At 46.8% G+C, this 25894-nt stretch carries 28 protein-coding genes and 1 riboswitch; all 28 genes read right to left on the reverse strand.

Annotation, left to right across the window (positions count from 1 at the left end; genetic code table 11):
* Positions 1 to 104: 104 nt before the first annotated feature.
* Entirely contained in the window at positions 105 to 1292 is a 1188-nt protein-coding gene (gene metK / locus BQ9856_RS19710; RefSeq protein ID WP_077612539.1) for a methionine adenosyltransferase, read from the reverse strand.
* An 89-nt stretch (positions 1293 to 1381) separates the two neighbouring features.
* A riboswitch (SAM riboswitch) is annotated at positions 1382 to 1510 on the reverse strand.
* Between the two features lie 214 nt (positions 1511 to 1724).
* Positions 1725 to 2660: a sugar phosphate nucleotidyltransferase gene (locus tag BQ9856_RS19715; RefSeq protein ID WP_077612540.1), complete on the reverse strand. Its 936-nt coding sequence runs from the start codon at positions 2658 to 2660 to the stop codon at positions 1725 to 1727.
* Between the two features lie 104 nt (positions 2661 to 2764).
* The gene (locus tag BQ9856_RS19720) at positions 2765 to 4057 is read right to left on the reverse strand and encodes a UDP-N-acetylglucosamine 1-carboxyvinyltransferase (RefSeq protein ID WP_077612541.1); all 1293 of its coding nucleotides are present in this window, start codon (positions 4055 to 4057) and stop codon (positions 2765 to 2767) included.
* Between the two features lie 108 nt (positions 4058 to 4165).
* On the reverse strand, positions 4166 to 6643 hold the full coding sequence (locus tag BQ9856_RS19725; protein ID WP_077612542.1) for a hypothetical protein: 2478 nt from the start codon (positions 6641 to 6643) through the stop codon (positions 4166 to 4168).
* A gap of 434 nt (positions 6644 to 7077) precedes the next feature.
* A complete protein-coding gene (locus tag BQ9856_RS19730; protein ID WP_077612543.1) occupies positions 7078 to 7905 on the reverse strand; it encodes a formylglycine-generating enzyme family protein in 828 nt (275 codons plus the stop codon).
* Positions 7906 to 8051: 146 nt separating this feature from the next.
* Positions 8052 to 8699 carry a glycoside hydrolase family 11 protein gene (locus tag BQ9856_RS19735; RefSeq protein ID WP_077612544.1) on the reverse strand — a complete coding sequence of 216 codons (648 nt, stop codon included), beginning with the start codon at positions 8697 to 8699 and terminating at the stop codon, positions 8052 to 8054.
* 720 nt (positions 8700 to 9419) lie between these two features.
* Positions 9420 to 10085, reverse strand: coding sequence for a hypothetical protein (locus tag BQ9856_RS19740; RefSeq protein WP_077612545.1), 666 nt, complete (start codon positions 10083 to 10085; stop codon positions 9420 to 9422).
* Positions 10086 to 10268: 183 nt separating this feature from the next.
* Positions 10269 to 11201, reverse strand: coding sequence for a sugar phosphate nucleotidyltransferase (locus BQ9856_RS19750; protein ID WP_077612547.1), 933 nt, complete (start codon positions 11199 to 11201; stop codon positions 10269 to 10271).
* 142 nt (positions 11202 to 11343) lie between these two features.
* Positions 11344 to 11742, reverse strand: a complete 399-nt coding sequence (atpC, locus tag BQ9856_RS19755; protein ID WP_077612548.1) for an ATP synthase F1 subunit epsilon — start codon at positions 11740 to 11742, stop codon at positions 11344 to 11346.
* An 11-nt stretch (positions 11743 to 11753) separates the two neighbouring features.
* Positions 11754 to 13148 carry a F0F1 ATP synthase subunit beta gene (gene atpD / locus BQ9856_RS19760; RefSeq protein ID WP_077612549.1) on the reverse strand — a complete coding sequence of 465 codons (1395 nt, stop codon included), beginning with the start codon at positions 13146 to 13148 and terminating at the stop codon, positions 11754 to 11756.
* Positions 13149 to 13238: 90 nt separating this feature from the next.
* Positions 13239 to 14093 carry an ATP synthase F1 subunit gamma gene (atpG, locus tag BQ9856_RS19765; protein ID WP_077612550.1) on the reverse strand — a complete coding sequence of 285 codons (855 nt, stop codon included), beginning with the start codon at positions 14091 to 14093 and terminating at the stop codon, positions 13239 to 13241.
* A 16-nt stretch (positions 14094 to 14109) separates the two neighbouring features.
* Positions 14110 to 15612 carry a F0F1 ATP synthase subunit alpha gene (atpA, locus tag BQ9856_RS19770; RefSeq protein WP_077612551.1) on the reverse strand — a complete coding sequence of 501 codons (1503 nt, stop codon included), beginning with the start codon at positions 15610 to 15612 and terminating at the stop codon, positions 14110 to 14112.
* 82 nt (positions 15613 to 15694) lie between these two features.
* Complete coding sequence (atpH, locus tag BQ9856_RS19775) at positions 15695 to 16243, reverse strand: ATP synthase F1 subunit delta (protein WP_077612552.1); 549 nt, start codon at positions 16241 to 16243, stop codon at positions 15695 to 15697.
* Positions 16231 to 16746 (reverse strand): F0F1 ATP synthase subunit B, encoded by a 516-nt coding sequence (gene atpF / locus BQ9856_RS19780; protein WP_077612553.1) that lies wholly within the window; start codon positions 16744 to 16746, stop codon positions 16231 to 16233. The genes atpH and atpF overlap by 13 nt, the downstream gene beginning before the upstream one ends.
* A gap of 71 nt (positions 16747 to 16817) precedes the next feature.
* Positions 16818 to 17075 (reverse strand): ATP synthase F0 subunit C, encoded by a 258-nt coding sequence (gene atpE, locus BQ9856_RS19785; RefSeq protein WP_077612554.1) that lies wholly within the window; start codon positions 17073 to 17075, stop codon positions 16818 to 16820.
* A gap of 44 nt (positions 17076 to 17119) precedes the next feature.
* Entirely contained in the window at positions 17120 to 17821 is a 702-nt protein-coding gene (gene atpB / locus BQ9856_RS19790; protein WP_077612555.1) for a F0F1 ATP synthase subunit A, read from the reverse strand.
* A gap of 48 nt (positions 17822 to 17869) precedes the next feature.
* Positions 17870 to 18271: an ATP synthase subunit I gene (locus BQ9856_RS19795; protein ID WP_077612556.1), complete on the reverse strand. Its 402-nt coding sequence runs from the start codon at positions 18269 to 18271 to the stop codon at positions 17870 to 17872.
* Between the two features lie 18 nt (positions 18272 to 18289).
* Positions 18290 to 18625, reverse strand: a complete 336-nt coding sequence (locus BQ9856_RS19800) for an AtpZ/AtpI family protein (RefSeq protein WP_235839263.1) — start codon at positions 18623 to 18625, stop codon at positions 18290 to 18292.
* 268 nt (positions 18626 to 18893) lie between these two features.
* Positions 18894 to 19178 carry an ethanolamine utilization microcompartment protein EutM gene (eutM, locus tag BQ9856_RS19805; protein ID WP_024293096.1) on the reverse strand — a complete coding sequence of 95 codons (285 nt, stop codon included), beginning with the start codon at positions 19176 to 19178 and terminating at the stop codon, positions 18894 to 18896.
* A 43-nt stretch (positions 19179 to 19221) separates the two neighbouring features.
* Positions 19222 to 19857 carry a phosphate propanoyltransferase gene (locus BQ9856_RS19810; RefSeq protein ID WP_077612557.1) on the reverse strand — a complete coding sequence of 212 codons (636 nt, stop codon included), beginning with the start codon at positions 19855 to 19857 and terminating at the stop codon, positions 19222 to 19224.
* Positions 19858 to 19881: 24 nt separating this feature from the next.
* Complete coding sequence (locus BQ9856_RS19815; RefSeq protein ID WP_077612558.1) at positions 19882 to 21429, reverse strand: acetaldehyde dehydrogenase (acetylating); 1548 nt, start codon at positions 21427 to 21429, stop codon at positions 19882 to 19884.
* 23 nt (positions 21430 to 21452) lie between these two features.
* A complete protein-coding gene (locus tag BQ9856_RS19820) occupies positions 21453 to 22034 on the reverse strand; it encodes a BMC domain-containing protein (RefSeq protein WP_077612559.1) in 582 nt (193 codons plus the stop codon).
* Positions 22035 to 22045: 11 nt separating this feature from the next.
* A complete protein-coding gene (locus BQ9856_RS19825; RefSeq protein ID WP_077612560.1) occupies positions 22046 to 22675 on the reverse strand; it encodes a cupin domain-containing protein in 630 nt (209 codons plus the stop codon).
* A 15-nt stretch (positions 22676 to 22690) separates the two neighbouring features.
* Positions 22691 to 22954 carry a EutN/CcmL family microcompartment protein gene (locus BQ9856_RS19830; RefSeq protein ID WP_077612561.1) on the reverse strand — a complete coding sequence of 88 codons (264 nt, stop codon included), beginning with the start codon at positions 22952 to 22954 and terminating at the stop codon, positions 22691 to 22693.
* Complete coding sequence (locus tag BQ9856_RS19835) at positions 22948 to 23253, reverse strand: BMC domain-containing protein (protein ID WP_077612562.1); 306 nt, start codon at positions 23251 to 23253, stop codon at positions 22948 to 22950. The genes BQ9856_RS19830 and BQ9856_RS19835 overlap by 7 nt, the downstream gene beginning before the upstream one ends.
* 13 nt (positions 23254 to 23266) lie before the next feature.
* Positions 23267 to 24112 (reverse strand): ethanolamine utilization protein EutJ, encoded by an 846-nt coding sequence (gene eutJ / locus BQ9856_RS19840; RefSeq protein ID WP_077612563.1) that lies wholly within the window; start codon positions 24110 to 24112, stop codon positions 23267 to 23269.
* Positions 24094 to 24708 carry a hypothetical protein gene (locus tag BQ9856_RS19845; RefSeq protein WP_077612564.1) on the reverse strand — a complete coding sequence of 205 codons (615 nt, stop codon included), beginning with the start codon at positions 24706 to 24708 and terminating at the stop codon, positions 24094 to 24096. The genes eutJ and BQ9856_RS19845 overlap by 19 nt, the downstream gene beginning before the upstream one ends.
* Entirely contained in the window at positions 24708 to 25844 is a 1137-nt protein-coding gene (locus tag BQ9856_RS19850) for a 1-propanol dehydrogenase PduQ (protein ID WP_200801330.1), read from the reverse strand. The genes BQ9856_RS19845 and BQ9856_RS19850 overlap by 1 nt, the downstream gene beginning before the upstream one ends.
* Between the last annotated feature and the right edge of the window lie 50 nt (positions 25845 to 25894).

Below are 25894 nucleotides of genomic sequence, written 5' to 3' on the forward strand. Positions count from 1 at the left end.
GGTATTATAACACACATAGGACAGAGAATTTATAAAACAATTCTAAAATTTAAAGGACGGAGGCTCATGTCCGCTCATGAAACCTCCGTCCCGAATATTTTAAATTATAAATATTTCTTTAAAAGCTCCGCCTTATCAAGCTTCTCCCAGGGCAGATCCAGATCATTTCTTCCAAAATGACCATAAGCCGCAGTCTGTCTGTAAATTGGACGGCGTAAATCCAGCATCTTGATGATTCCTGCCGGACGCAAGTCAAAGTTCTGGCGAATGATATCCACAAGCTTCTCATTGCTTAATTTTCCGGTCCCAAAGGTATCGGCCATGATGGAAGTCGGATGCGCCACGCCGATCGCATAGGAAAGCTGGATCTCACACTTGTCAGCCAGCCCTGCTGCCACGATGTTCTTTGCAACATAGCGGGCGGCGTAAGCAGCGGAACGGTCTACCTTGGTACAGTCCTTACCGGAAAATGCCCCGCCGCCATGACGGGCATAACCCCCGTAGGTATCTACAATAATCTTACGGCCGGTTAAACCGCTGTCGCCGTGAGGACCCCCGATTACAAAACGGCCGGTTGGATTTATGAAGAACTTGGTATTCTTATCCACCAGCTCTGCCGGCAGAACCTCATCAAATACATATTTTTTAATATCTACATGAATCTGTTCCTGGCTTACGTTCTCATCATGCTGGGTGGATAAAACCACTGCATCCAGGCGGATCGGTTTTCCATTCTCATCGTATTCTACCGTAACCTGGGTCTTTCCATCCGGGCGGAGATAGGTCAGGGTTCCATCCTTACGGACTTTTGTAAGCCGGAGTGCCAGCTTATGGGCAAGAGCGATGGGATATGGCATATATTCTTCGGTTTCATTGCTGGCAAAGCCGAACATCATTCCCTGATCTCCTGCTCCGATGGCATCGATTTCTTCGTCTGACATCTTGTTTTCCCTTGCTTCCAACGCCCGGTCAACGCCTAATGCGATGTCCTTTGACTGCTCATCTAACGCTACGATCACACCGCAGGTATCACAGTCAAAACCATACTTGGCCCGGTCATAGCCGATCTCCCTTATTGTCTCGCGCACCACCTTCTGAATGTCTACATAGGCATGGGTGGTAATCTCTCCCATGACCATGACAAGGCCAGTGGTACAGCATGTTTCACAAGCCACCCGGCTCATTGGATCCTGCTTTAACATCTCATCAAGGATCGCATCGGAAATCTGGTCGCACATTTTATCTGGATGTCCTTCAGTTACGGATTCAGAAGTAAATAATAATTTTTCCATGTTGTCATTTCCTCCTCTATTTTACATGGGGGAATAACAAAAAGAAAAGTCCGCAGCAACGCGGACTTGATTCAACACTGTATCAAATCCTCTTATTGCTCGATTTCTCGCTCAGGTTGGCACCTTCCAACCGCTCCTTCTGGCTTATGCGCCATCATTCCGGTCGGGGTTGCCGTGACTTCACAGATCCTTTGTATCTCCATCACTCTGAATAAGGGATATTACGTACTTTTCATTTGTTATTCAATTGAAAGCTACATTTATTGCATATCTATTCTACCGTATTTTAAAATGGCTGTCAAGTGCAAATGCTGTTTTTCCCAGACTGCAGCAGCAGAAAGGGGGTGTCAAATGGACAGCATATTTAAATTCTTAATTTCGGTCATGGCAATAGTAGCTGGACACTAAATATGCAAATGGTTCAACTACTGGTTACTTGAGTTTCCACCCCCATAACGTTTCCGGATAAAGTCCTGCTTCTTTCAGTCCCTGAATGGCATTCACTACCATTTCCTTGTCCTCTTTGTAGGTAACGCCGTACCAGCGGTCCACGCTCTTTAATACGGAGACCTCTGCCCTGCCTTCCTTTAACAGTTCATCTACCACAAACGGGAGAAAATATTCGCATTTCACCGGATTCACAGGGAGTTCCCTGTCTAAAAAGGCGGTGAACCGTTCATCAAGCTCGCTTAAAATACTCTTTGTAAATCCCCACATATTCATGGAGACAATGGTATCTTCGCCTAATTCCGTCCAGGTCACACCGTCATCCTCCGTAAACTCCGCTCTGTCCCCGTGTTTTTCGATTCTGGTGCGCTCGTGAACGTCAACAAGCTTCCCCGCTTCATCGGTGCTGCATACGCCTCTTGCCACATGGCCGTTTTCCGTCAGGGTATTGTAAAGCTGATAGCCTGCCATGGCATACTGGTATTTCTCCCCGTCGGAAACCCTGGACAACCGGTCATAAATGGATACAAATGCGCCTTTTCCATAATAATCATCGGCATTAATGACTGCAAACGGACCGTTAATGATGTCCTTGCAGCATAAAACAGCATGACCGGTTCCCCAGGGTTTCACTCTTCCCTCCGGTACCTGATACCCGTTTGGAAGCCTGTCAAGCTCCTGAAACACGTATTCCACCTGTACATGGGCCGCCATACGGTCTCCGATGTTCTCCCTGAATTCTTTTTCTATGGACTTCTTAATGATAAAAACAACCTTTTCAAATCCAGCCTGAACCGCATCAAAAATAGAGAAATCAATGATTTTATTCCCATAGGCATCGACAGGGTCGATCTGCTTTAAACCTCCATAACGGCTTCCCATGCCTGCTGCCATAATGACCAGAACCGGTTTCTCGTTCATTGCTGTTACCTCCTCGAATTTACTAACCTAAGTATAATGAATGCTCATCAAAAGATATTTGCACATACAGCCCTGAAAACGGAAAACGGCGGGGAACCCCCCGCCTATCCAACTTTTAATTTAAATTTTTTTGCTTCTTTTTCAGAATCTATCTTTTCAATCATAGCTCCCAGACCCTGGAGCTTCTCTTCAAAGCATTCATAACCCCGCTGAACATATCCGATCTCGTCCACAACGGTGTATCCATCCGCAGCCAGTCCGGCGATGACCAGTGCTGCACCTGCACGAAGATCCGGAGCGTTTACAAAGGCTCCGGTAAAGCCGCTTACACCGTCAATGACCGCTACATTTCCTTCTACCTTTACATTAGCTCCCATACGGGACAGCTCATCCACATAACGGAAACGGTTTTCGAAAATACTCTCGGTCACTACGCTGGTTCCGCCCGCAAGGGCCAGAGTCACTGTCATCTGTGGCTGCATATCGGTGGGAAACCCCGGATAGGGAAGCGTCTTGACGTCCGTATGCTTCTGATTGGACTTTCCAACCACACGGACCGCATCATCAAATTCCACGACCTCGCATCCCATCTCCAAAAGCTTCGCAGAAATAGCCTCCAGATGCTTGGGGATGACATTTTTTACCATCACATCCCCGCGGGTAATGGCTGCCGCACACATAAAGGTACCGGCTTCAATCTGATCAGGAATAATGGAGTACTCGGTTCCATGAAGCTTTCTTACGCCGCGGATCCGGATGGTGTCCGTACCGGCTCCCTTGATATTGGCACCCATGCTGTTTAAAAAGTTGGCTACGTCAACCACATGGGGTTCTTTTGCTACATTTTCCAGAATGGTCTGTCCCTCTGCCAGGGTCGCCGCCATCATGACGTTGATTGTCGCCCCGACGCTGACCACATCCAGATAGATATGGCTGGCCACCAGATCAATGGCATGAGCAATGACAGCCCCACGCTCAATCTTTACATCAGCTCCAAGGGCACGGAATCCCTTTAAGTGCTGGTCAATGGGCCGGCTCCCAATGTTGCAGCCGCCCGGAAGCGGAACCTGGGCACTCTTATATTTTCCCAGCATGGCTCCAATAAAATAATAAGAAGCCCTTATTTTGCGGATGTATTCGTCATCAACCGAAACTTCCCGGATGGTCTTGCCGTTGATGCGGACCGTATGTCTGTCGATCCGCTCTACTTTCGCACCGATCTCCTCAATCGCTTCCAGTAACACGTTTATATCTCTCACATCCGGCAAATTATCAATCAGTACATCCTCATCTGTCATGATGGCCGCTGCCAGGATTCCCAAAGCGGCATTCTTTGCTCCTCCGATGGTCACTTCGCCAACCAGCGGATTGCCGCCTTTCATAATATACTGCTCCATTTCACACCTCTGATTATCAAGTTATCTATTACAAAATTCTTACATTCCATTCATTAACCTTTAATGATTATAACATATCTTGCGGATTTGTAAAGAGAACGCATTTTCTTATTCCATAAATACCCCGCAGACAAAGTCATTTCCCTGGCCTGCAAAGTAAGCAGAGGCATCATTTAAGCCCATCTTCTGGCTTTCCCCGGAAACCGGGTTATAAAGAGTCACATTATACTGATCGTAACCGGAGATCAGCACATAACCTCCCTGGCCGGTATAGGCAGCCACAGGACAGCCCTGGCCCACGAAATACAGGACCTGATTCAGTATACAGCCTCTGGCATCCAGCATAAGAATCCCCTCCCCATGGGATCCGCTTTCCGTAAATCCATCCAGGTTACGCAAGAATGCAGCTCCGGTTTTCATTGGATCTTTCATATTGCGGGCAGGTGGACGGTTCACACGGTTCCATATGACCTCCTGGTTCTGATCCGTTACGACCCCCATCTTATCATAAGCGAGCTCAAGTGCATCGGTAAAATTGCGGCTGCTTCCAAGATAATGCCCTCCGCCATAGGCATAAAACCTGTTTTCCGGTGTTTTGGCACTGGACTTTAGCTCCACAACCTCTGTAGCATCATAAGCAACCTTTTTCGGGACTGTAATTTTCACTTCCCGGCTTAAAATTTCTTTGTCAAGCTGTACAAAATACACCTTTTTCCGGTCCTCGGAAACCTTCCATCCAATTCCTTCCATTTCTTCATCGGCAAGCTCCTGATTGCAGACAATGGTATCCTGTTTGGACGCCGCATAGGACTGCTCTCCGGACTTTACTGCCTGGGTCAAGTGGATCCGGCTGTCATCCACGGACACGTCTGCAATATACACATTCTCATGCTCATATTCCTTAACGATCTTCCCGCTTTGATCCATGATCTCAATCCGGTACATGGGTGCATCCTTGATCCTTCCGTTCTGAACCCACACATCCCCTTCCCTGGCAATTCCGTAAATGAAATCATCGCCTACAAATCCAAGGGGGCGGTAAAGGTTATTCTCTCCTCCTGTTATCTCCCTCTTCACACCGGTATCCAGGTCCATGAGATGGATCACACCGGCTCCATAAAGGCTGCTTCCCTCTAACCAGGCAAAATGGCGTTCTGTACTGCTGACCGCAAATCCGCCGTCTATCAGGGAATCCGCCAGGACCATATATTCATTACTGTTTAAATCGATCCCATAAACCGCCCGGTCTGCCATTAAATACAGCATTCCGTTGGCCCCTAAATGGGCAAGCTGGTCTATATCCTCCTTCAGAGTCTCAAAAGACAGCGTGACCGGGGTAAAAAAACGCTCGCGGATGGCATTATCCTCACTGCTGTACTGGTACATGGCGATCCCTAAGCTTCCTTCATGAATGCCGCGGTTCATATATCCATAAACCAGAAAGTCCACATTCCCGTTGTCACTGACCGATAATATTTTGATATCATGCTGGTTATAACCGCTGCGAAGTCCGTCATCCTCACCGCTTCGGAAGGAAAATACCTTTACCGCATGCCCGTTGTTCTGGTCAAAGGCCCATAAATCCCGGTTTACCACATAAGCCAGGGTGTTTCCCGAAGGACTTTTTGCCGTCCGTATTTCATCGTTATTGGAAATGCCCAGCATGATCCGTTTTTCAGAGAACAGCTCCTTTTGACCGGAAAATATCTGATTGGTATTCCGCTCAAAATCCATGAGGTAGATACGCCGGCTGTCCCACTTCATGGTGAAATTGTCCTCCACCTCATAAAATTCCTGGGCCCCGCCCTCCAAAGCCCGGGACACTTCATACTGCAGCTGGACGCTGCACATGATTCCGTCCATATCCTTTAATGTGGCCCTGATCTCTCCTACCGGCGTGACGGTAAGCCCTCCCCAGGTCAGCTGGGAAAAGCTGGAATGGATGGTCACATGCCCAAGGGAACTGTTATCCTCTGAATCATTGGTCTCCAGATAGGTGGTAAGATCCCTGGCCTGGTCATAATTAAACGTCCGTGTCGTAAAATCCACCGCAAAATCCACCATGTCTTTTGTATTAGTGCTGTCCGTCCACATAATACGGGTATAGTAGAGGAGCTTCCCGTTACCAGAGGTATCCAGTGTCAGAATGAGAAGGTACTCCTTATCCTTTGTCAAAAGGTTCTGAATGGGAAGGGTTGCCGTAATCCCTCCCTCCTCTTCGTTCCATTTATCCACACTTGTCCGTTCCACCAGCCGCCCTAAGTCCAGGCTGCGGACTTCATATTCTATTCCCTGGATGCTGCCGCCATAATCGGAAATCTGTATGTTCATGAGCCGGTCCGCCGGAAGAACGGTCAGCGCCTCCCGGGAAACAGACTGCTTCATATCCTGGGTATAACCATGGAGAAGATTCATCTTTCTTCCGAACATATCCGAATATACAACCGGTAAGGCCGCCTCATCCATGGAAGTATATACCATTATATCATTTTTCTCTGTATTTTTCTGATTCCACACAAAATAAACTGCGATTGCTATAATAAAAACCGCAGATAAGATCCCTACTTTTTTTATCAAACGTTTCATACCAGGCTTCCTTTGTTTTAGCATTCTCTCTTCTTTATTGTATACAATAATATCCAAAACTACAATGAAAACTTTCTTAATTAATCCGAAAACCGAGCTTAGCCTATAATTTTCCCGAGTCAGGTCCTATCAGGGCTTTTCTTATACAAACAAAAGGGTTGCTATGTAAATGGCTTAATCGCAGAAACCAGAAGAGAAGTTATACGGCAGATACATTCTTTAATTGGAAATTAATGAATATAGAGTGAAAAACCGAATGCCTTAACAGGGCACGTACGGTTTTGAAAAGGGGCTTGGGCGCGCAAGCGCCCATAACCTAATAGAGAAGGGACAGAGGGGCATTGAATGGATAAAGAATACGTATATCTGAATCTAAAATGTCTATTCTCTGTTCAAGGATAGTTTCAAGGGCAATACTATATATGTGCTCCCGCTTACTCGGCACGGCACACACGAAAACCTTGATCGGAGCCTTTACCATTCGCCTCGAACTTGCCACGGTAAGATGATTCGCAGCTGACGATATCTCCAATCCAACCGCCGCCTTTCCATACCCGGAAAAAGCCGCTGTTAATGTCCGCGTCTTCATACCAGTCCCAACACCATTCCCTTACATTACCCGACATATCGTAAAGTCCTGACTCGTTGGGATTCTTGGAACCGACGGGTTTTGTTTTATTATTATTATTTTCTATCGCAGGCCAATACCAATCTCCCGATAAGTATTCATTTCCTGCGTTTCTCCAATACCATGCCACTTCATCTCCATTATTACTTCCGCTGTATGTATAATCCTTGCTCATCTGGCCTCCGCCTGCCGCATATTCCCATTCCGCTTCTGTCGGCAACCGGTATCCATCAGCCCCCATATTGATTGTAACTGTCCATCTCAGATCATCGTTATCACTTTTATTATTCGGGTCATTTTTATTTTTATCAATATTATAATAAGGTTCTAAGCCCTCTTTTATACTTCTTTTATTACAGTACTCAATACAGTCATACCAGCTTACCATTTCTACCGGCAAATTGTCACCTTTGAATTCCGAAGGATTACTTCCCATTACCTCCATCCATTCTTTTTGTGTAACCTCATATTTGCCCATATAAAAGTCTGATATTGTTACATTTTTTCCATAATAGTTGGACTTTGTATTCATAAAAAGACCGCCTTTGACATAAACAAAGCTATCCTGCTTATTCTGTGAACAAGCACCAACAACAATCATAGCCAATAAAAGTAAAATCAAAAGTTTTCTCATTGATATATCTCCTTTAAGCTGATAGGTATTTAAACGTTCTGATATATAAGGCCGCCGGCTGTGAGACCGTCCGGCCTTATATATCGAATGATTAAAAGACTTTAACGGTCAGACACCTATCAGTTATCAGATTGCAGTGCGACCTGTTACCACACCGTTACATTAGCATAACCACTACTTTGATATCCCTCTACACATAATGCCTGGTAAGACCAACTGCTCCCCAGATTCATACCTTTACTCCTCCAAGCGTTAACATGGTTGCCGAAATTAATCTGAACGTTGTTTCCGGTCGCTCTTTTCGTTTGTCTGACACTCCAGTACTGTTGGAAAGTTTGGGTACCATCAATGGAAGGTGCGTTGTATCGCATAGTCGTATATATGTCATAGGTACCCCCATCACTGCTCACGGTACCCTTATACGTTCCGGTAGGTCTATAAGTGCCCCAGCTATCTACAACATAGTATTCTATGAGTGAGTTTCTCGTCCACCCATATAATGTTAAATACCCATTACCGGAGGGCGAAAAGGCGCCGGCATTGTAGTTACATACCCTGGTTGGGGTTCCTGTCCCCCAGCCTTTACCGACGACAAAGTTCCCGCAGTTTGTCCAACTAACACTGTAATTACCATCAGAACCATTGGTAGCATTTACTGTTCCACCGCCATCGGTCCAATTTTGCCAGTAGTCTGTCGCAGCATATGCGGTTCTTGCGAACATGCTGGTAAAGCCCAATAAAATTACAGAAAATAACGCTAAAGCTTTCTTATTTAACTTATTTAAGTTACTCATACAAAACCCTCCTGCACAATATTTTTTATCAGTACCACTTAACTGCATACATTGGATATTATATTTTATAAATCACTCCCTTTCATGCTTTTGACGGTAATTTCTCTTTGCAGTATATCTCTTATCCTGTGTTATATTCCGTGAACATCTGACGGACACCTCCTCCCTGAGAAGATAAATTCTTTTAAAACAACAACAAAGTGTTTGTTTTACCTAAATAATTACAATGTTAATTAGGATTATAAAATACTTTATTTATAAAGCAGAATCATAAATTCGGCTCATATGGAACTTATAATTTTTCTGTGGCTGAGGATTCGTATAGAGAGTTCATTCGTATTATGAAAAACATCTTGAAAGCAGAAAACACATTGAAGAAAATCACTTAGATGAAGATAAAAAAGTATTGTACTATTTACAGCATTCCTTCTGAAATATTTACAATAAATTCCTTAATTTATAAAACTATAATACAACTTATTCCCATTTTTATCATTTCATAAATTGCTATTCTTTTATCATTCATTGCTAAACTTACGTTGATGTTGGATTAGGTTGCTTTTTTTATCCGACATACCCCGCTTCAGCACGATCGGTCACCCCATAGCAATGGAGGCTTTGCTGCAAGACTCACTGGCGATTACCTTGGCGTACCCCTAAAAAAACAGCCGTCCTTCCCTGGACAGCTGCTTCTCACTCTCTTAACCTGATTACCGTTCTCTACCTGCACAGTCCTGAACGGCATCTCCTGCGGTGCATCTCATTAAGCAGAAGCACTGCAACTATATCATTCGTCCAGTTTCCTCCGCTATACTTAGGGGGACAACACGGACGCCGGCCTGGCGGGGGACCCCAATGAGAGGGGGGCGGACCTGGCGGCGGGCCCCATGGCGATAGACCCCAATGAGGCGGTTTCGGGCCCGGTGGCGGACCCCACGGCGGCGCACCCCATGTCGAGTAACGCTGCCGGGGCGGCAGTTCCGCTCTCTCTATCTCGTTTGCTTCCCAGCCTATCTCTTCTGTATTCCGATTTTCCGAAGCCGCCTGTGCAAAATCTCCATTTCCGGTCATCTCCTCATCTGTTATGAGGCCATCCTCATGGACCTGGCGGCAAATGGAATCACAAATCTGATTAATCAGTATACGATCCGGAAATTCATCATACATAGGGCTGTTCTTATAATCCAGATGATCGCACGCAGAAACCACATATTCCTGCAAACGTTTCATATGTCCCGGGTACATCCCCTGCAGATATTCCAAATCCTTTACTATGATATCTTTTCTCTCCATGGGACTCTCCGCAATGCTCCTGTCACCGTAAAGCATGTATGGCTCCAGCCCCTGGTGATTGTTTCCATAAGTATAATCTGGGTTATTCGGCACGGCTGTTATCACTCCCTGCTTTCTGCTTATACATCACTATTGTATGCATAGCAGAAATGAAAAGTGCAAAATTACATGAAACCGGAAGAAAAACGCAAACATGTTCGTTTGGCTCGTTGCCCGCGTAAATGAAAAGACGGTCTCCGGATATTTCTTTTATCAGGAAGCCGTCTATCTTCATTTTTATTTACTTTCATCAAATAACCGGTCCGGATATACTCCTTCTGACACCAGGTTCCTTATGGCCTCTGCAACAGCAGCTTTATCCTCTTTATAGGTCACGCCAAACCACTTGTCCTTTGTCTCAAGCACCTTGACCCGGGCTCTATCAGAATGAACAAGTTTATCGATGATCTTAGGAAGCAGATATTCTGTTTTCACATCTCCTTCTTTTAGTCCATTAAGAAACTCTGGAAATCCTCTCTCCAGTTCTTTAAGAAACGCCGGAGAAAGTCCCCACATATTCATGGATACATTCTGCTCCAGCGGGAATGTCACCACGTTTCCATCCTCGTCACGCCCCTTGGCAGCACCACCGCATCTTTTAATCTCGTAAGTCTCCGCCACTTCCTTCAGTATCCCATTCTCATCCACGTGACATACCCCACGGGTCACCCCGCCGTTCTCACTTAAGGTATTACCCAGTATGAATCCGCCCATGCAGATATCAAAAGGCTGTGACTGAGGATCCATCTCATTCACCAGATAATCATGAATCTTTATAAAGCCTTCTTTTCCATAATAATCATCTGCGTTGATTACGATAAAAGGTTCATGGATCACATCTCTGGCGCACAGAATCGCCTGGCCTGTTCCCCATGGCTTTGTCCTGTCGGCGGGCCTTTTAAAACCAGCCGGAAGATCATCAAGTTCCTGATAGGCGTACTCCACGTGAGCGATCTTTTCTATCCTCTTTCCAATGATCTCCTTAAAATCCTGCTCCAAGTCCTTTCTGATGATGAACACGATCTTGTCAAATCCTGCTTCCAATGCATCATGAATGGAATAATCCATGATAATCTCACCGCTGGGACCTACTGGCTCCAGCTGCTTGATTCCTCCGCCAAACCGGCTGCCAATGCCGGCTGCCATAATCACTAATGCTGTTTCCTTCATAATACTTTCTCCCTATTCGATTTTATCTGTCTTATAGTATAACACAGAAAATGAGTTTAATCCATAGGAACGATATCTCCGTCCAAACATCTGTTAAGAAAAAATAAGACTTGAACCTCTTTTGAAAGGTTCAAGTCCAATATTATTTTATAAGTGAAAGCCTTACAAGAGCCCTTTTAAGGGCTGTTTCCGCTCTCATGATATCCACCTCACCGCTCTGTTCTTTTAAGCGGCGTTCTGCACGGACCTTGGCCTCCTCAGCCCGGCCTGCATCGATTTCTCCGGGCCATTCCGCAATTTCTGCCATAATGACGATCTTTTCCGGTAAAATCTCAATAAAGCCAGATATCAGGGCCGCTTCCTTTACTCCGCCTTCCTCGTGGATCTTAAGGACTCCCGGGGCAACAATGGCAGTCATCGGAATATGGTTCCGGTATACACCGATGTCACCTTCCGTGGTGGTAAGCTCCACCATGGATGCCTCTCCCTCGTAGAACTTCCGTTCCGGAGTGATGATCTGCAGTTTGAATAAATCAGCCATATTCCCACCCCCTATTTTTTCACACGGGCAAGAACATCATCAATACTACCTGCATTTAAGAAATAGCTCTCCGGAATATCATCATGCTTGCCTTCCAGAATCTCCTTAAAGCCCTGAATGGTGTCAGCAAGAGGTACATAACGGCCTTCCAGACCGTTAAACTGTTCCGCAACGAAGAACGGCTGAGATAAGAATCTTTGAATCTTTCTTGCACGGGCTACCGTAACTTTATCTTCCTCGGAAAGCTCATCCATACCCAACATGGCAATGATATCCTGAAGCTCTCTATACTTCTGAAGCACCTCCTGAACGCCGCGGGCAATGCGGTAGTGTTCCTCACCTACAATACGCGGGTCCAGAATTCTTGATGTGGAGCCAAGAGGATCAACCGCAGGGTAAATGCCCAGCTCAACGATGGAACGGTCAAGAACCGTGGTCGCATCCAGATGGGCGAATGTGTTGGCCGGAGCCGGGTCCGTTAAGTCATCGGCCGGCACATAAACAGCCTGAACAGATGTAATGGAACCATTCTTAGTTGAAGTGATACGTTCCTGAAGGGCACCCATTTCGGTCTGCAGAGTCGGCTGGTAACCTACTGCGGAAGGCATACGCCCAAGCAGCGCGGAAACCTCGGAACCTGCCTGAGTGAACCGGAATATGTTGTCAATGAATAACAGCACATCCTTTCCGCCCTGGTCACGGAAATACTCAGCCATGGTAAGACCTGTAAGACCTACTCTCATACGTGCTCCCGGCGGCTCATTCATCTGTCCGAACACCATGGTTGTTTTATTGATAACGCCTGATTCCTGCATCTCGTGATAAAGATCATTTCCTTCACGGGTACGCTCACCAACGCCTGTGAATACGGAATATCCGCCGTGCTCTGTGGCGATGTTACGGATCAGTTCCTGGATTAAAACGGTTTTACCTACTCCTGCACCGCCGAAAAGGCCGATCTTACCACCCTTCTGATAAGGGCAGAGAAGGTCTACGACCTTGATGCCGGTTTCCAGAACCTCCGTCTCTGTGGACTGCTCCTCAAAGGTGGGAGCCGGCCTGTGGATCGGTAAATGCTCCTTTACTTCCGGTGCTGGTTTTTTATCGATTGGATCACCCAGAACGTTAAAGATACGTCCCAGAGTCTCTTCTCCAACCGGTACGGTAATCGGAGCGCCGGTAGCTGCGGCGTCCATACCACGTACCAGTCCATCGGTCGTGCCCATGGCGATACATCTTACGGTATCATCGCCAAGATGCTGGGATACTTCTACAACCAGTCTGCCGCCGTCTTTTGTGGTGATATCTATGGCCTCATTGATATCCGGCAGCTTGCCCTGGCTGAACTTGATATCCAGTACGGCACCGATGATCTGGGTGATCTTACCAATATTTTGTTCTGCCATCTTGTTTCTCCTTCTTTATTTATTTATGTGAGCAACGAGCCAAACAAACCTGCTTCCAAGTTCGCCTGGCCGCTCACCGAACAGTTATGCCTACGAAATTGCATTGGCTCCGGCTATAATCTCGGTAAGCTCCTGGGTTATGGAGCCCTGTCTTGCACGGTTATAGGCCAATCCCAGTTCTTCTATCATCTCTTCCGCATTGTTGGTCGCAGAGTCCATGGCGGTCATTCTGGCTCCGTTTTCACTGGCAACGGCTTCCAGCAATGCGCCATAGATCAGACTGCTCATATACTTCGGAATAATGGAATCCAATACCTGATCCTCATTCGGCTCATAATTCATAAGAGCCAGATCCATCTTCCCGCTTCCCTCTTCCATTTCAACCGGAAGAAGCTTCTTAAGGGTCGGTATCTGGGTCACCGTATTCTTAAAAGAAGTATAAGCCAGATAAATTTCACCTATCCGGTTCTGTCCAAATGCGTCCAGAAGCTCCATAGTGATATCAGAAGCATCACGGTAGATCGGCTCATTGATTACTTCGGAATAATCCCGGGCAATCGCATAACCCTTTTTTGCCAATGCTTCCTTCCCTTTTCTTCCGATGGCATAGACATCCGTTAACTCCGCCGTAAGCCTGCCATCCCCCGCAACCAGCTTGGCAATGTTGCTGTTGTAGCCCCCTGCCAGTCCGCGGTTTGAAGTGATGACGATAACGGCCTTCCGTTTGGAATCCCCTGCCTTTAAATACTTATGCTCAATGTTGCCGGATTTACGCAGCATGGAGTTAATCGTATCATACATCATGTCGTAATAGGGTTTGGATTCCTCTGCCTTTGCTTTGGACTTCTGCAGCTTAACGGTAGATATGAGCTTCATGGCTTTCGTAATCTGTTCGGTACTCGATATACTGTCTCTTCTTCGTTTGATATCCCTAATGGATGCCATGATTGTTCACCTGCCTTTAAAATACACCTGCTTTACATTCGTTTATTGCCTTAATAAGCAATTCCTCTGTCTCAGATGTAATCTGCTTTGTCTCACGGATACTGGCAGGGATCTCAGAATACTTGCTGTCGATGAAGCTTGTTAAGGCTTTCTCAAAATCAAGGATCTTCGCAGTCGGAATATCCAGAAGAAGCTTTCTGGTTGCCGCAAAGATTATGATGATCTGGTATTCGACCGGCATCGGCTGATACTGCCCCTGCTTTAATACTTCCCTGATTCTCTCACCCTGTGCAAGCTGTTCCGCAGTCTCTTTATCAAGCTCGGAACCAAACTGGGCAAAGCTTGCAAGTTCACGGTACTGTGCCAGTTCCACACGGATCGGTGCTGCGATCTTCTTCATAGCCTTGATCTGGGCAGAGCCGCCTACACGGGATACGGAAAGACCTGCGTTGATGGCAGGACGGAAACCGGAGTTGAACATCTCCGTTTCCAGATAAATCTGACCGTCTGTAATGGAAATAACATTGGTGGGGATATAAGCGGATACGTCTCCCGCCTGTGTCTCAATAATCGGAAGAGCTGTTAAGGAGCCTCCTCCCAGTTCATCGGACAGCTTTGATGCTCTCTCCAGCAATCTGGAATGCAGATAGAAAACATCGCCCGGATAAGCCTCACGGCCCGGCGGTCTCTTAAGAAGCAGGGACAGGGTACGGTAAGCGGCTGCGTGTTTGCTTAAATCATCGTAAACAACCAGCACGTCCCCGCCGTTTTCCATCCACTCTTCTCCTATGGCACAGCCGGAGTACGGCGCAATATACTGAAGTGGAGCCAAATCGGAAGCAGTCGATACAACAATGGTTGTATAATCCATTGCCCCATACTCTTCCAGTGTCTTAACAATGGTGGCAACCGTAGATGCCTTCTGACCAATGGCTACATAAATACAATGAACGCCCTGGCCCTTCTGATTAATGATTGTATCAAGGGCGATTGCCGTCTTACCCGTTTGGCGGTCACCAATGATCAGCTCACGCTGGCCTCTTCCGATGGGGATCATGGCGTCGATGGCCTTGATACCGGTCTGAAGGGGGGTATCTACTGATTTTCTGTCAATAACGCCGTGAGCTACACGCTCAATCTTACGGAATTTGTCTGTCTGGATCGGTCCTTTTCCATCAACCGGCTGTCCTAACGCATTCACAACCCGTCCGGTCAATGCATCGCCTACAGGTACTTCCACCACTCGTCCGGTAGTTTTTACCGTGTCACCTTCGCTGATATCGCCGGTACCCAGCAAAACCGCACCAACGTTATCTTCTTCCAGGTTGAGCACCATGCCGTAGACTTCTCCCGGGAATTCCAGAAGCTCTCCCTGCATGGCGTTCTCAAGACCGTGGATACGGGCGATACCGTCCGCTACCTGAATGACTGTACCGACATCAGAGACTTCCAGCTTTGTGGAATATCTTTGAATCTGTTCTTTGATGACAGAACTGATCTCTTCTGGTCTTAAATTCATTAAGGTTTGCACCTTCTTTCTAAATGATAATGAAGTCCGACTCACCTAACGGCTGATCGAACGGCTGGCAGGAAAGAGGAAATCATGCCAGCTGCAGCTTTGATAAGCTGCGGCGCAATTCATAAATCTGGGTCTTAATGCTGGAATCCACCACGCGGTCCCCGATCCGGATTACCATGCCGCCTATGATTGACGGATCTACTTTATAATCCATTTCAAAATCCACATACCGGGTCGTATCCAGTAATTTTTTTAAAAGCTGAGCCTTCTGCTCCTCTTTTAATTCCACGGCGCTGGTCACATGGGCCACGCCGATATTTTTATATTCTTTGACAGCGTTCACGAAGTATTCACAGATTGCCGGAATATCCTTCTGCCTGCCTTTGTCGACAATGACTGCCAGGAACCCCATCAGATCATCCGACACCCGTCCGGCGAAAACATTCTTAATAATGCCGATTTTTTCTTCCTTTACAATCTTCGGATTATCAAGAAGCTCCGCTAATTCCCGGCTCTCGCGCCAAACCATCTGCAGGCCCTTCACTTCCTCGAACAAAGCGTCCACTTCCTGCTTTTCCAGGGCTTCCTCAAACAATGCATCGCCGTATACCTTTGATACTAGCTTTGCCATGTACTCTCACCCATCTCTTTCAAAGTTTCGTCAATCAGGGCATCCTGCACCGTGGTATCAATGGAGGCAGCCACGACCTTACCGGCCATGACGGAAGCGATGGATATGATCTGTTCCTTCATATCATCAAGCGCTTTCTTTCTCTCCAGTTCAACCTCCCGGTTGCCCCTCATCACGATGCGGTTTGCTTCATCCCTGGCTTCTGCAATAATCTCTGCCTCACGCTGCTTTGCTCTTTTTCTGGCATCCTCTAAGATTGCTTCTGCCTCTTTCTTCACCTCATGAAGCTTTAATTCATATTCTTCCTTCATTGCATGCGCAGCTTCCATATCGTCAGCAGCGCTTTTTAATTCTCCCGCAATCTTCTGCTTTCTTTTTTCCAGCACTTCACGCACCGGATTGAACAGCATATAGGATAATGCAAAAAACAGGATGAATACGTTAACGCCTGTCACAAATGATCCGAAAAGCAGCTGTGGGTCAAATCCCAATAATCGTTCCAAGGTTTCGCCTCCTCTCGCTCTTTATTCTTTCCCATTCTGCGGGCTGATTTTAACTCCCGCCGCATCCGTCTTTAGCTGAATGGCTTTAAGAACATGAGGATAGCAGCAACTGCGAAACCATAAAGACCGGTCGTCTCGGCAACCGCCTGCCCCAAAAGCATGGTAGATGTAATATCTGACTTAGCGCCGGGATTACGTCCGACAGCAGCAGCAGCATGGCCTGCCGCAATACCCTGTCCAATACCAGGTCCGATACCTGCGATCATCGCAAGACCTGCACCGATTGCTGAGCAACCAAAGATAAAATCCTGTCCTGAAATTCCGTTCATAGAAAAATTCCTCCTGAATTTAATTATTAATGATGTCCGGCTGACTAATCCATCTTGTCGTTGACATATACCATGGTCAGCATACAGAACACATAGGTCTGTATACAGCCGGAAAACAAGTCACAATACACATGTAAAAATGATGGGATACCGATCTTTACAAAGATTGGCATCATCCCATACCACAATCCCATGATAACAACACCTGACATCATGTTACCGAATAAACGGAGCGCCTGGGATAATGGGTTTGTAATTTCACCGATCAGATTGATCGGGAACAAAATCGGAAATGGCTGGAACATACTTGTCAGATGACCGATTCCGTGATTCTTAATGCCCTGGTACTGCACGATACAAAACGTGAATACACCAAGCATGAACGTTACACCAAAGTCTCCCGTTGGTGTTCTTAGACCAAATAAGCCGCCAATATTGCAGAACAAAATGAAAATAAAGATCGTCCCAATATAATTAACAAACTTTTTTGCATTATGACCCATGGTTCCGTTCACCAGATTATCAAGTGCTTCCACGGCAAATTCTATTATGTTCTGGAACGTGCCGGGTACTTCCGCCGCCTTCTTCATTTTCCGGTTGGCGATCACTGCGATAATCAGGATTACGATCGTCACAATACTAAGGCCTATCTCCGTTGTTGTAACCCAAAGCTCCTGCCCAAAAGCCTGGAACTTTGTAACGCCTTTGATCATGAAGTCCACATTATTGGCACTCGCAACGACCATACGCTTAAGCCTCCTTTCTTAAGTGATCCCACCTGACCGCATACGGGATCATTCTCCCTTTGCCCTGCGGGCTGCGATCCTGTGTATAACAGGCTGAAGGAATGCCCCAGCCTTGAGTCCAAGGACTCCGATTACTACTGCGACCGGATGAAACCAGTCCGAAAACCGGGTAATTACAGTCACCAGTATGGCAATAAGAAGCAAATAGCGGACCACAGAGCTGATCACACTCCGCTTCTGGACGGTCTTCGGATCTTCCGTCTTCATGGAGCTCTCAAGTACCAGCGCCATGGATAAAAACATGGCCAGGGATAAAACCATTCCCAAAAACAATCCTGCAAAAACGGCACGTTTGGGATACGTAAAAAACGCCGCAAGCATGGCTGCTGCCGTGAAAAGTACAATTCCAGCTGAAACTTCAAGCATCAGATTCTTTGTTTCCTTCCCCATTACAAGTCCTCCTGTCTATCAAAGTTTCTCATCGTCATGTCGTTTCACACGGCTTGGCTGCTTGGGCTTATGCACGTTTGGCTGGTTTTCCTTTTGTCTCTCCATGCGTGTCTTCTGATCCTCGTCCCTCTCCTCCCTTTCATTCATGGCAAGAGTGGCCTTCGCCATCTTATAGGCGTTTAAACCGCCTGCCAGAAATCCCAGAAACAGGAATAGTAACGTCAGCTTTGTCCCTGCATACCGGTCAAGGTAGTAACCGGCAAGAATGCAGACGAATACAGGTACCATGACACTTAACCCCAGTTGGGTCACCATCATGAAACTTCTCATTACGCTTTTTTTATGACGCATCATTACACCTGCTTCCTGCATCCTGCACATATACTTGGTATTATACCTAATTATTTTTGTTTTGTCTATTATATACGGAAATATTACTGGATTTTTATGGAAGATGTATAGAATATTAGTAACTGAATGCTCATTATAAAACGATATTCCTTAAAATTTGTAACCCGCCAAAAAACTCCGGGGTTTTACATGATTTAAATGGAAAATATGTAAAAGGTCTGATTTCTGCGAGAGGAACCCGTAAAAACCAGACCTTTTACCAAATTTTTAATTATGCCTCTTTTGTACCCGGAAGAATTGTTTCAACCTCTGCATGCGGGCGGGGAATTACATGTACGGATACCAGCTCGCCTACGCGCTGAGCTGCTGCTGCACCTGCATCGGTAGCTGCCTTAACAGCTCCTACATCGCCTCTTACCATAACAGTAACAAGACCGCCGCCTACGAATTCCTTGCCGATCAGGGTAACGTTTGCTGCCTTAACCATAGCATCTGCTGCTTCGATGGATCCAATTAAACCTTTTGTTTCAATCATTCCTAATGCATCGTATTTCATTTTTAAATCCTCCTGATAATATAATTAATTTTTAATGGTTCACTTACTTAACAATGGTAACGCTTGAAGAGCCGCCAAGCCCCATGGCATTGGCTTCTTCCGTATCAAGGTGGCATTCCAGGCTTGAAGTATCCGTTACACGGATTGCTACATGATTAAAAATGCCTCCGCGGATCCCTTCTGTCTGAATGCTTACGGTCTGTCCGTCATGTACGCCGAATTTTACAGCATCTGCAGGACTCATGTGTATATGTCTCTGGGCAACGATTAAGCCCTCTTTTGTCTCTACGGAACCTTTCGGTCCTACCAGTGTGATTCCTGGTGTTCCGGCTAATTCACCGGACATCTTAGGCTCTGCTTTCTTACCAAGCTTAAAGCCGTCAGCTGCCAGGATCTCAATCTGAGTCTGTTTTCTGACCGGTCCTAAGATACGGACCTTTTCAATGGCTCCTTTGGGGCCGCATACGGTCACCGTTTCCTTGCAGGCATACTGTCCGGGCTGGGATAACTCTTTCATATTGGTAAGCTCATATCCCTTGCCGAAAAGAGCATCTAAGTCTTCCTGGGACAAATGCACGTGACGGTTGGAAACGCCTACTGGTATTTGGGACTCATCTTTTCCGGAGTCTGATTTCACAGCTTCCATTAAGAGCTGGATTACTGCTTCATATTTATCCATGATTGTTTCCTTTCCCAGTTGTGATTACTGACCTTTCATAGCCAGTACAATTTCTTTCACAAGCGCTGCCAGCTTCTCGTTGTCATCACAGCCGCTCTGGCAGGATGATACCGGAGCGGTTTCCTTCTTTTCAAAGGAAGCTACAAAGTCAGCCGGGCTGCATGCAGCTTTTGTGCCGTTGTCTTTCCATATAAAGGTTGGATCATCGGCTGCGATGGTCGCACAATCCTTTAAGCCAAATGCAACTGTCTTAATATTGATCAAATGCTTCGGACTTACATTTTCGGAAACAGAGCTTCCGCCGCAGGTTCCGCATCCTAAAGTAAAAGCGATCGGAAGTCCTGTGCTGATTCCTGTTCCGCCCTGGCTTCCGCCTGTATTTACAAGGATCCTGGAAGCAGGTTTTGCTGCGAATTTAAGTACTTTATCACGATCCTGGGTATGGATGCTCATGGTATGTCCGATTCCGTTCTGTAACAGGCGAATGCTGAGTCCGCATGCTTCCTCCCAATCCTTAACGGTGTAGAAGCCAAGAACCGTTGTCAGTTTTTCATAGGATAGCGGATAACCGTCTCCAACGCCTTCCTGCTTACCGATTAAAACTTTGGTTCCTTCCGGGATCTGGATTCCGGCTGCGGCAGCAATGACCTGTGGAGAACGTCCAACGAATTTTGCATTCATGCTATGGCCATTCCTGAATAACAGGCTGCAGACTTTGTCGGTTTCTTCCTTTGTCATGAAGTATCCGCCCTGGCTCTTTAACTCAGCAACTACTTCTGCATGATTGCTTTCCTCGCAGATAATTGACTGCTCAGAAGCGCAGATGGTACCATAATCAAATGTCTTGCTGGCGATGATAGTTTTTACAGCTTCTTTCACGTTTGCCGTCTTCTCAATATAAGCCGGAGAGTTTCCTGCGCCTACGCCGATAGCCGGCTTTCCTGCGCTGTAAGCAGCTTTTACCATTCCAGGACCACCGGTTGCGATGATGATGGAAACTTCCCTGCATTTCATCAGCTCATTGGTGGAACCCATGGAAGGCATGGATACACAGCCGATGATTCCCTCCGGAGCGCCTGCTGCGATAGCGGCGTCACGCATGACCTCAGCTGCCTTTAAAGTACATTTTGCAGCGGATGGATGTGGGGAGAATACGATCGCATTTCCTGATTTAACAGCGATCATAGACTTAAAAAATACAGTGGAAGTAGGGTTTGTGGAAGGAACGATACCCATGATAAGTCCTACCGGTTCTGCTACTTCAATGGTTTTATTTACAGTATCCTCGGAAAGAATGCCTGTTGTCTTCATGCCTTTGATCTGCTCGTATAAAAGTGTGGAGGCTGCGTGATTTTTATATGCTTTATCCATTACTTTACCGAATCCTGTTTCCTCCACAGCCATTTCTGCCAGGCAGAGAGCGTGTTCCTCTCCTGCCTTAGCCATGCTCTTAAGTATGGTATCTATCTGTTCTTCCGTAAATCCGGCAATTTTTTTTGCGGCCGCTTCCCCGCATCTTGCTAAATCCCTTGCTTCCTGGATGGAACGTAAATCATAATCAAAATTTTCCATGTTCCATTTCTCCTTTCAAAATCTTAATCATTCTGTCCATAATACTTCCCGAATTCTTCCAGCAGCAGGGTTTTATTTGCCTTTGAAATTTCTCGTCCGGCTATACTGAATTCCGGATATTCACGGGCAAGCGTCCTAAGCTCTGTTACCTTCATATCTTCAAGTATCTTCATGGTTTCTTCCAGACCATCCTGCTTCATCCATAAGTCCACGGTTTCTCTTTTTATGGTATCCACCGATTCCGGTTCATTGGAAGATTCTTCGACCGGTTCTTCTGCCGTTATCTCTTTAAGTACCTCAACCTCTTGTTCTTTTTCCGGTTCGTCAGGAGTACCTCCGCCGATTACAGCCGTCAGCTCATCATGAGGCCTGGCAATAACATGGCGTGTAATTAAAGCAGCATCGTTTATGCGTTCTACCGCTGCTGCTCCGGCGTCCACCGCTGCCTTTACTGCCGCCACATCGCCGGTCACCGTAACAGCGATGAGTCCTCCGCCGACTTTGGTCTTTTCCATAAGGGACACGTCTGCTGCTTTTAACATGGCATCTGCCGCCTCTATGGCCGCCAGCACGCCTTTTGTTTCTATAAAGCCAAGTGCCTGCATTGTTTACCTCCTTAAACCAAATCAGCCCAGTTTGCCGGATAAGTTGCGTAGAATATCCTGGCCTTATCCGGGGAACCCCAGATTACCTTAGAGCCTGACGGTACGAAAAGTACATCTCCGGCTTTTGCGGTATAAGTTTTCCCGTCAATGGTTACGGTCAAGGTTCCTTCGATTACATAATCGATCTCCTCATAGGTCAATTCCCATTCAAAGCTTGAATGGTCGATTACGAGGAAACCTGCGCTTATATGGGATTCCTCTTTGCTTACCAGCTCCTGGTAATAAGCCTTAACAGACGGGTCACCCGTATCAAATACATCCATTTTTACAGAGCCTCCGCGAACTACCTTAAGACCGTTTCCATGGCTTTCCGACTCATAGGGTTTTAAAATGTCATTTAACATTCCCTTTTCCATGAGTGCCTTCAGTACCATATAAATTTTCTCGCTGTCAATATCCATACCTGCAAAAGCCGCCGGGGCCTGCGTCTGCTCTTCGGCCTTATCACAGAATGTGATGCCGAACGCATCTGCTGCATCCTTTGCGGACGGAGTGATGATGCTTCCGCTTTCCATATAAAAAACCTTTTTGCCCTCTGCGTTTATCTTTTCTACATCTTTTGCACAAATCAACTGCTTCATAGGATCACTTCCCTTCTATATAAATTGGCAATCTTCATCAATAATTCCAATTACTACGGCATCTATGGGGATGTCATCGCTTCCCAGCATCCGTCTGGCAGAAGAGCCGGTGGAAACGATCACACGGTCACCGATGCCTGCGCTGATGATATCCGCTACGATCAGCCGCTCGCCTTCCCGTGTGCCTCCGATGATCTCGGCAAGCATGAATTTATATCCGCTTAAGGATTCAGCCTTTCTGGTGGCCCATACGTTATCAATTAATCTCGCTGCTACCATTCTTCGGCACCTCTCTTCTCTCTTTGCCTGATCTCTTCCATGGCTGCCTCTACCGATGCCGTATCTCCAAAAACCGCCAGCATGATCATGTTCTGCGGGCAGCTTCCTCTGATATCTTCTACCGTAACACCCACTGCTTTTTCTGCCACATCGGCAGCACAAACCATTTCGATGATTCTGCCCTGCACAAGTCCTACTGCATCCACCGGTCCTATGGGGGAAGAGGTACCGGAGCCCTTCCTGCGGTTCAAAATATCGATGGTCCCCTGTGACGGTGATTTAATAATACGGTATTCCATATGTCCACATCCTTTATGCCAGCTCTTCCTGATTACAGGAAAATGCGATTCCAAGAGGAGTTACAAACATTGGGTTCTCAGGTTTCAGCGTCCTGATTCCCGTCTGTTTTTCAATGATTGTTTCAATTCCGGTCAAACAGCAGGTCCCGCCTACCAGATAGATTTCCCGGACATCGTGCCCTCCTATATGGCGGCTTATGATGGAAGCCACTTTCTCCACAACCGGTTTTAATACCGGCAGCAGTTCTTTATGGTTTTCTTCCCTGCGTTTATATACCTCCGCCTCTTTAAAAGACATATGATAAGCACCGGAGATCACCAGGGAGAAATGAGTCCCTCCCGTGGGTTCATCCGCTACATACACCACCTTTCCATCCTTTAAAATGGAAATTCCGGTGGTGCCGCCTCCGATGTCCACGACCGCGCCATTCTTTATTTTTAAAACTGCATTGGCTGCCGTAGGCTCATCGAGAAGGGCTGTGATTTCAAATCCCGCTCCCTGGACCACGTTCTTAATGGCTCCTCCGTCCAGGGAATCGGTGCCCGGAGGAATGGCTGCGGCTGCATAAATCAGCCCGGTGCCCAGCTTTTCCTCCAGTTCCTCCTTTAGCTCGCGCACGATCCGGATCGCGCCGATGTAATCAACGACCATTCCGTCACGGACCACATCTGCATACCGGTAAGCACCTGCTACAGGCTTGTAATTCTCATCTAACACAGCCAGTACCACACACGCCGTACCCAGATCCACTCCGGTATAGTAAACAGAGGAGCTTCCTTTAATAGGATGCTTAACAACTGCTTCAAACTGGCTTACCAGCTCATTGCATCCATCAAATGTTATTTCTTCCTTTGACATGCTTTTCCTCCATATTCCAGACATATCATCTGTGATAAGCGGTTAATGACCGGGTTTAAGTCTGCGTTCTCCGTTTCCGCCGCCAGCTCTCTTACGCTGCAGCGCAGGCGGTGCAGAAGAACGATTTCTTTTCCCTTTTCTGACTGTGCATGAAAACCTGTAATTTCAAAGCAATCCCCGGAAGGCTCGTTAAAATTCTCTTTATTAAATCCGGTGCAGGGCTCAAATGCAATTTCCTCATCCCGGCCTTCTTTCCCCAGGTCAGAAAGCCTTCGTTCCAGGTCAAATATCTGCTCTGCCAACAGCACGTCCCGGTTTAATAATTCAAGGCCCGCCTCCAGAAACTGCGCCTGAAGCGTTTTCTTTCTTAATAGGAAACGATCCGGGCAAATTTCATTTTTCGGCGCTTCGTTTTTCTCTCCAGGCTTTTCGTTTTTTCGTTTTACCGTCATGGGATCGTCACTTATGGGAATCTTCTTATCCACCAGGAACTGGCGCGCTCCGGGTGTCAGTCTGGTTCCCCCAGGGAGATCGTAGGAGGTAAAGGGTTCTCTTCTGAATAAAATCCTCAAATCGTCTTCCGTGATGAATTTCATTAATAGCCCCCCTTACACAGTTTCCGATAGATGGCTTCAATCTCTTCTACCGACGGCACTCTTGGGTTGGTCAATGTGCAGTTATCAGCCAGGGCTTTTTCCGCCATTTCCCGTACAGCCTGCTCAAACTCATCTTTATCAACCTTTAAATCCGTAATCTGCTGCGGTATTTTGATCTTATTCATCAGGTTCTTTAAATGACGCACCAGGCCGTGTACCGTGGCCTTATCTGTTCCTGCCGCGATCCCAAGCATATTGGCAATCTCCACATACCTGCCGCACGCTTTCTGATCGCCTGCGTCTTCCAGACCTGCGTTATAGCTGATGACATGAGGCAGCAGAATCGCGTTGCTTCTTCCGTGAGGAATGTGAAAGCGCGCTCCCAGAGCATGGGCCATACTGTGGCAAAGTCCTAAGGATGCTCCGTTAAAGGCAACTCCGGCCAGACAGGATGCATTGTGCATGTGGGTTCTGGCTTCCATGTCGCTTCCTTCCTCTACGGTACGTGCCAGATAGTTCCAGACCAGTCTCACAGCCTTTTCTGCACAGGCATCGGTAAAATCACCTGCATTGGATGAAACATAGGCCTCTAAGGCATGGGTCAGAACATCCATTCCGGTATCCGCCGTAATGTGAGGCGGAACCGACGCCGTAAAGCGCGGATCAAGGAACGCTGCATCCGGCACCATGCTGTCGGAACGCAGCGGGTATTTCGCCTGGGCCTGCGGGTCGGATATGACGGAAAAATTGGTTACTTCGCTGCCTGTGCCGCTGGTTGTCGGGACCGCGATCAAATACAGCTTCTCATTTCCCATCTGACTGTAGATGTGGTTTGCCGCCTTTGCCGTATCGATGGCAGAGCCGCCGCCAAGGGCGATCACTGCATCCGGATTAAAGCATTTCATCCCGCCGATGGCCTTTGATACCACTTCGATGGTCGGATCCGGCACTACCTCTGAAAACACTTCAAAGCTGCTTCCCTTCTCCTGTAAAAGCTCTGTAATCCAGTTCACCTTTCCGGACTGGGCCATAAAGGGGTCACAAATAATATAGGCCTTATTCACAGGAAGTTCCTTTATCTTATCCAGACAGGAAGATCCCATATATACTTTTGTATTCATTACAAATTGCTCCACGTTACATTTCCCTCCTTTCCTTATATTTGCCCACGTTCTTTGGGCATATA

Origin of the sequence: Clostridium sp. Marseille-P2415 (assembly GCF_900155545.1) — a bacterium.
In the GTDB taxonomy this organism is placed as follows: domain Bacteria; phylum Bacillota; class Clostridia; order Lachnospirales; family Lachnospiraceae; genus Lacrimispora.

Bases quoted from the DNA above. Each gene is read 5' to 3' on its own strand.
- BQ9856_RS19720 (WP_077612541.1), bottom strand. From the start codon at position 4,057: ATGGAGCAGTATATTATGAAAGGCGGCAATCCGCTGGTTGGCGAAGTG.
- BQ9856_RS19735 (WP_077612544.1), bottom strand. From the start codon at position 8,699: ATGAGTAACTTAAATAAGTTAAATAAGAAAGCTTTAGCGTTATTTTCT.
- atpH (WP_077612552.1), bottom strand. From the start codon at position 16,243: ATGGCAAAGCTAGTATCAAAGGTATACGGCGATGCATTGTTTGAGGAA.
- BQ9856_RS19815 (WP_077612558.1), bottom strand. From the start codon at position 21,429: ATGGAAAATTTTGATTATGATTTACGTTCCATCCAGGAAGCAAGGGAT.
- atpA (WP_077612551.1), bottom strand. From the start codon at position 15,612: ATGAATTTAAGACCAGAAGAGATCAGTTCTGTCATCAAAGAACAGATT.
- BQ9856_RS19825 (WP_077612560.1), bottom strand. From the start codon at position 22,675: ATGAAGCAGTTGATTTGTGCAAAAGATGTAGAAAAGATAAACGCAGAG.
- eutJ (WP_077612563.1), bottom strand. From the start codon at position 24,112: ATGTCAAAGGAAGAAATAACATTTGATGGATGCAATGAGCTGGTAAGC.
- atpD (WP_077612549.1), bottom strand. From the start codon at position 13,148: ATGGCAGAACAAAATATTGGTAAGATCACCCAGATCATCGGTGCCGTA.
- BQ9856_RS19800 (WP_235839263.1), bottom strand. From the start codon at position 18,625: ATGATGCGTCATAAAAAAAGCGTAATGAGAAGTTTCATGATGGTGACC.
- BQ9856_RS19750 (WP_077612547.1), bottom strand. From the start codon at position 11,201: ATGAAGGAAACAGCATTAGTGATTATGGCAGCCGGCATTGGCAGCCGG.
- atpG (WP_077612550.1), bottom strand. From the start codon at position 14,093: ATGGCATCCATTAGGGATATCAAACGAAGAAGAGACAGTATATCGAGT.
- atpC (WP_077612548.1), bottom strand. From the start codon at position 11,742: ATGGCTGATTTATTCAAACTGCAGATCATCACTCCGGAACGGAAGTTC.
- BQ9856_RS19810 (WP_077612557.1), bottom strand. From the start codon at position 19,857: ATGGATAAATATGAAGCAGTAATCCAGCTCTTAATGGAAGCTGTGAAA.
- BQ9856_RS19795 (WP_077612556.1), bottom strand. From the start codon at position 18,271: ATGGGGAAGGAAACAAAGAATCTGATGCTTGAAGTTTCAGCTGGAATT.
- atpB (WP_077612555.1), bottom strand. From the start codon at position 17,821: ATGGTCGTTGCGAGTGCCAATAATGTGGACTTCATGATCAAAGGCGTT.
- BQ9856_RS19730 (WP_077612543.1), bottom strand. From the start codon at position 7,905: ATGAGAAAACTTTTGATTTTACTTTTATTGGCTATGATTGTTGTTGGT.
- BQ9856_RS19830 (WP_077612561.1), bottom strand. From the start codon at position 22,954: ATGGTAGCAGCGAGATTAATTGATAACGTATGGGCCACCAGAAAGGCT.
- BQ9856_RS19835 (WP_077612562.1), bottom strand. From the start codon at position 23,253: ATGGAATACCGTATTATTAAATCACCGTCACAGGGGACCATCGATATT.
- atpE (WP_077612554.1), bottom strand. From the start codon at position 17,075: ATGAACGGAATTTCAGGACAGGATTTTATCTTTGGTTGCTCAGCAATC.
- metK (WP_077612539.1), bottom strand. From the start codon at position 1,292: ATGGAAAAATTATTATTTACTTCTGAATCCGTAACTGAAGGACATCCA.
- BQ9856_RS19845 (WP_077612564.1), bottom strand. From the start codon at position 24,708: ATGAAATTCATCACGGAAGACGATTTGAGGATTTTATTCAGAAGAGAA.
- BQ9856_RS19820 (WP_077612559.1), bottom strand. From the start codon at position 22,034: ATGCAGGCACTTGGCTTTATAGAAACAAAAGGCGTGCTGGCGGCCATA.
- eutM (WP_024293096.1), bottom strand. From the start codon at position 19,178: ATGAAATACGATGCATTAGGAATGATTGAAACAAAAGGTTTAATTGGA.
- BQ9856_RS19715 (WP_077612540.1), bottom strand. From the start codon at position 2,660: ATGAACGAGAAACCGGTTCTGGTCATTATGGCAGCAGGCATGGGAAGC.
- BQ9856_RS19725 (WP_077612542.1), bottom strand. From the start codon at position 6,643: ATGAAACGTTTGATAAAAAAAGTAGGGATCTTATCTGCGGTTTTTATT.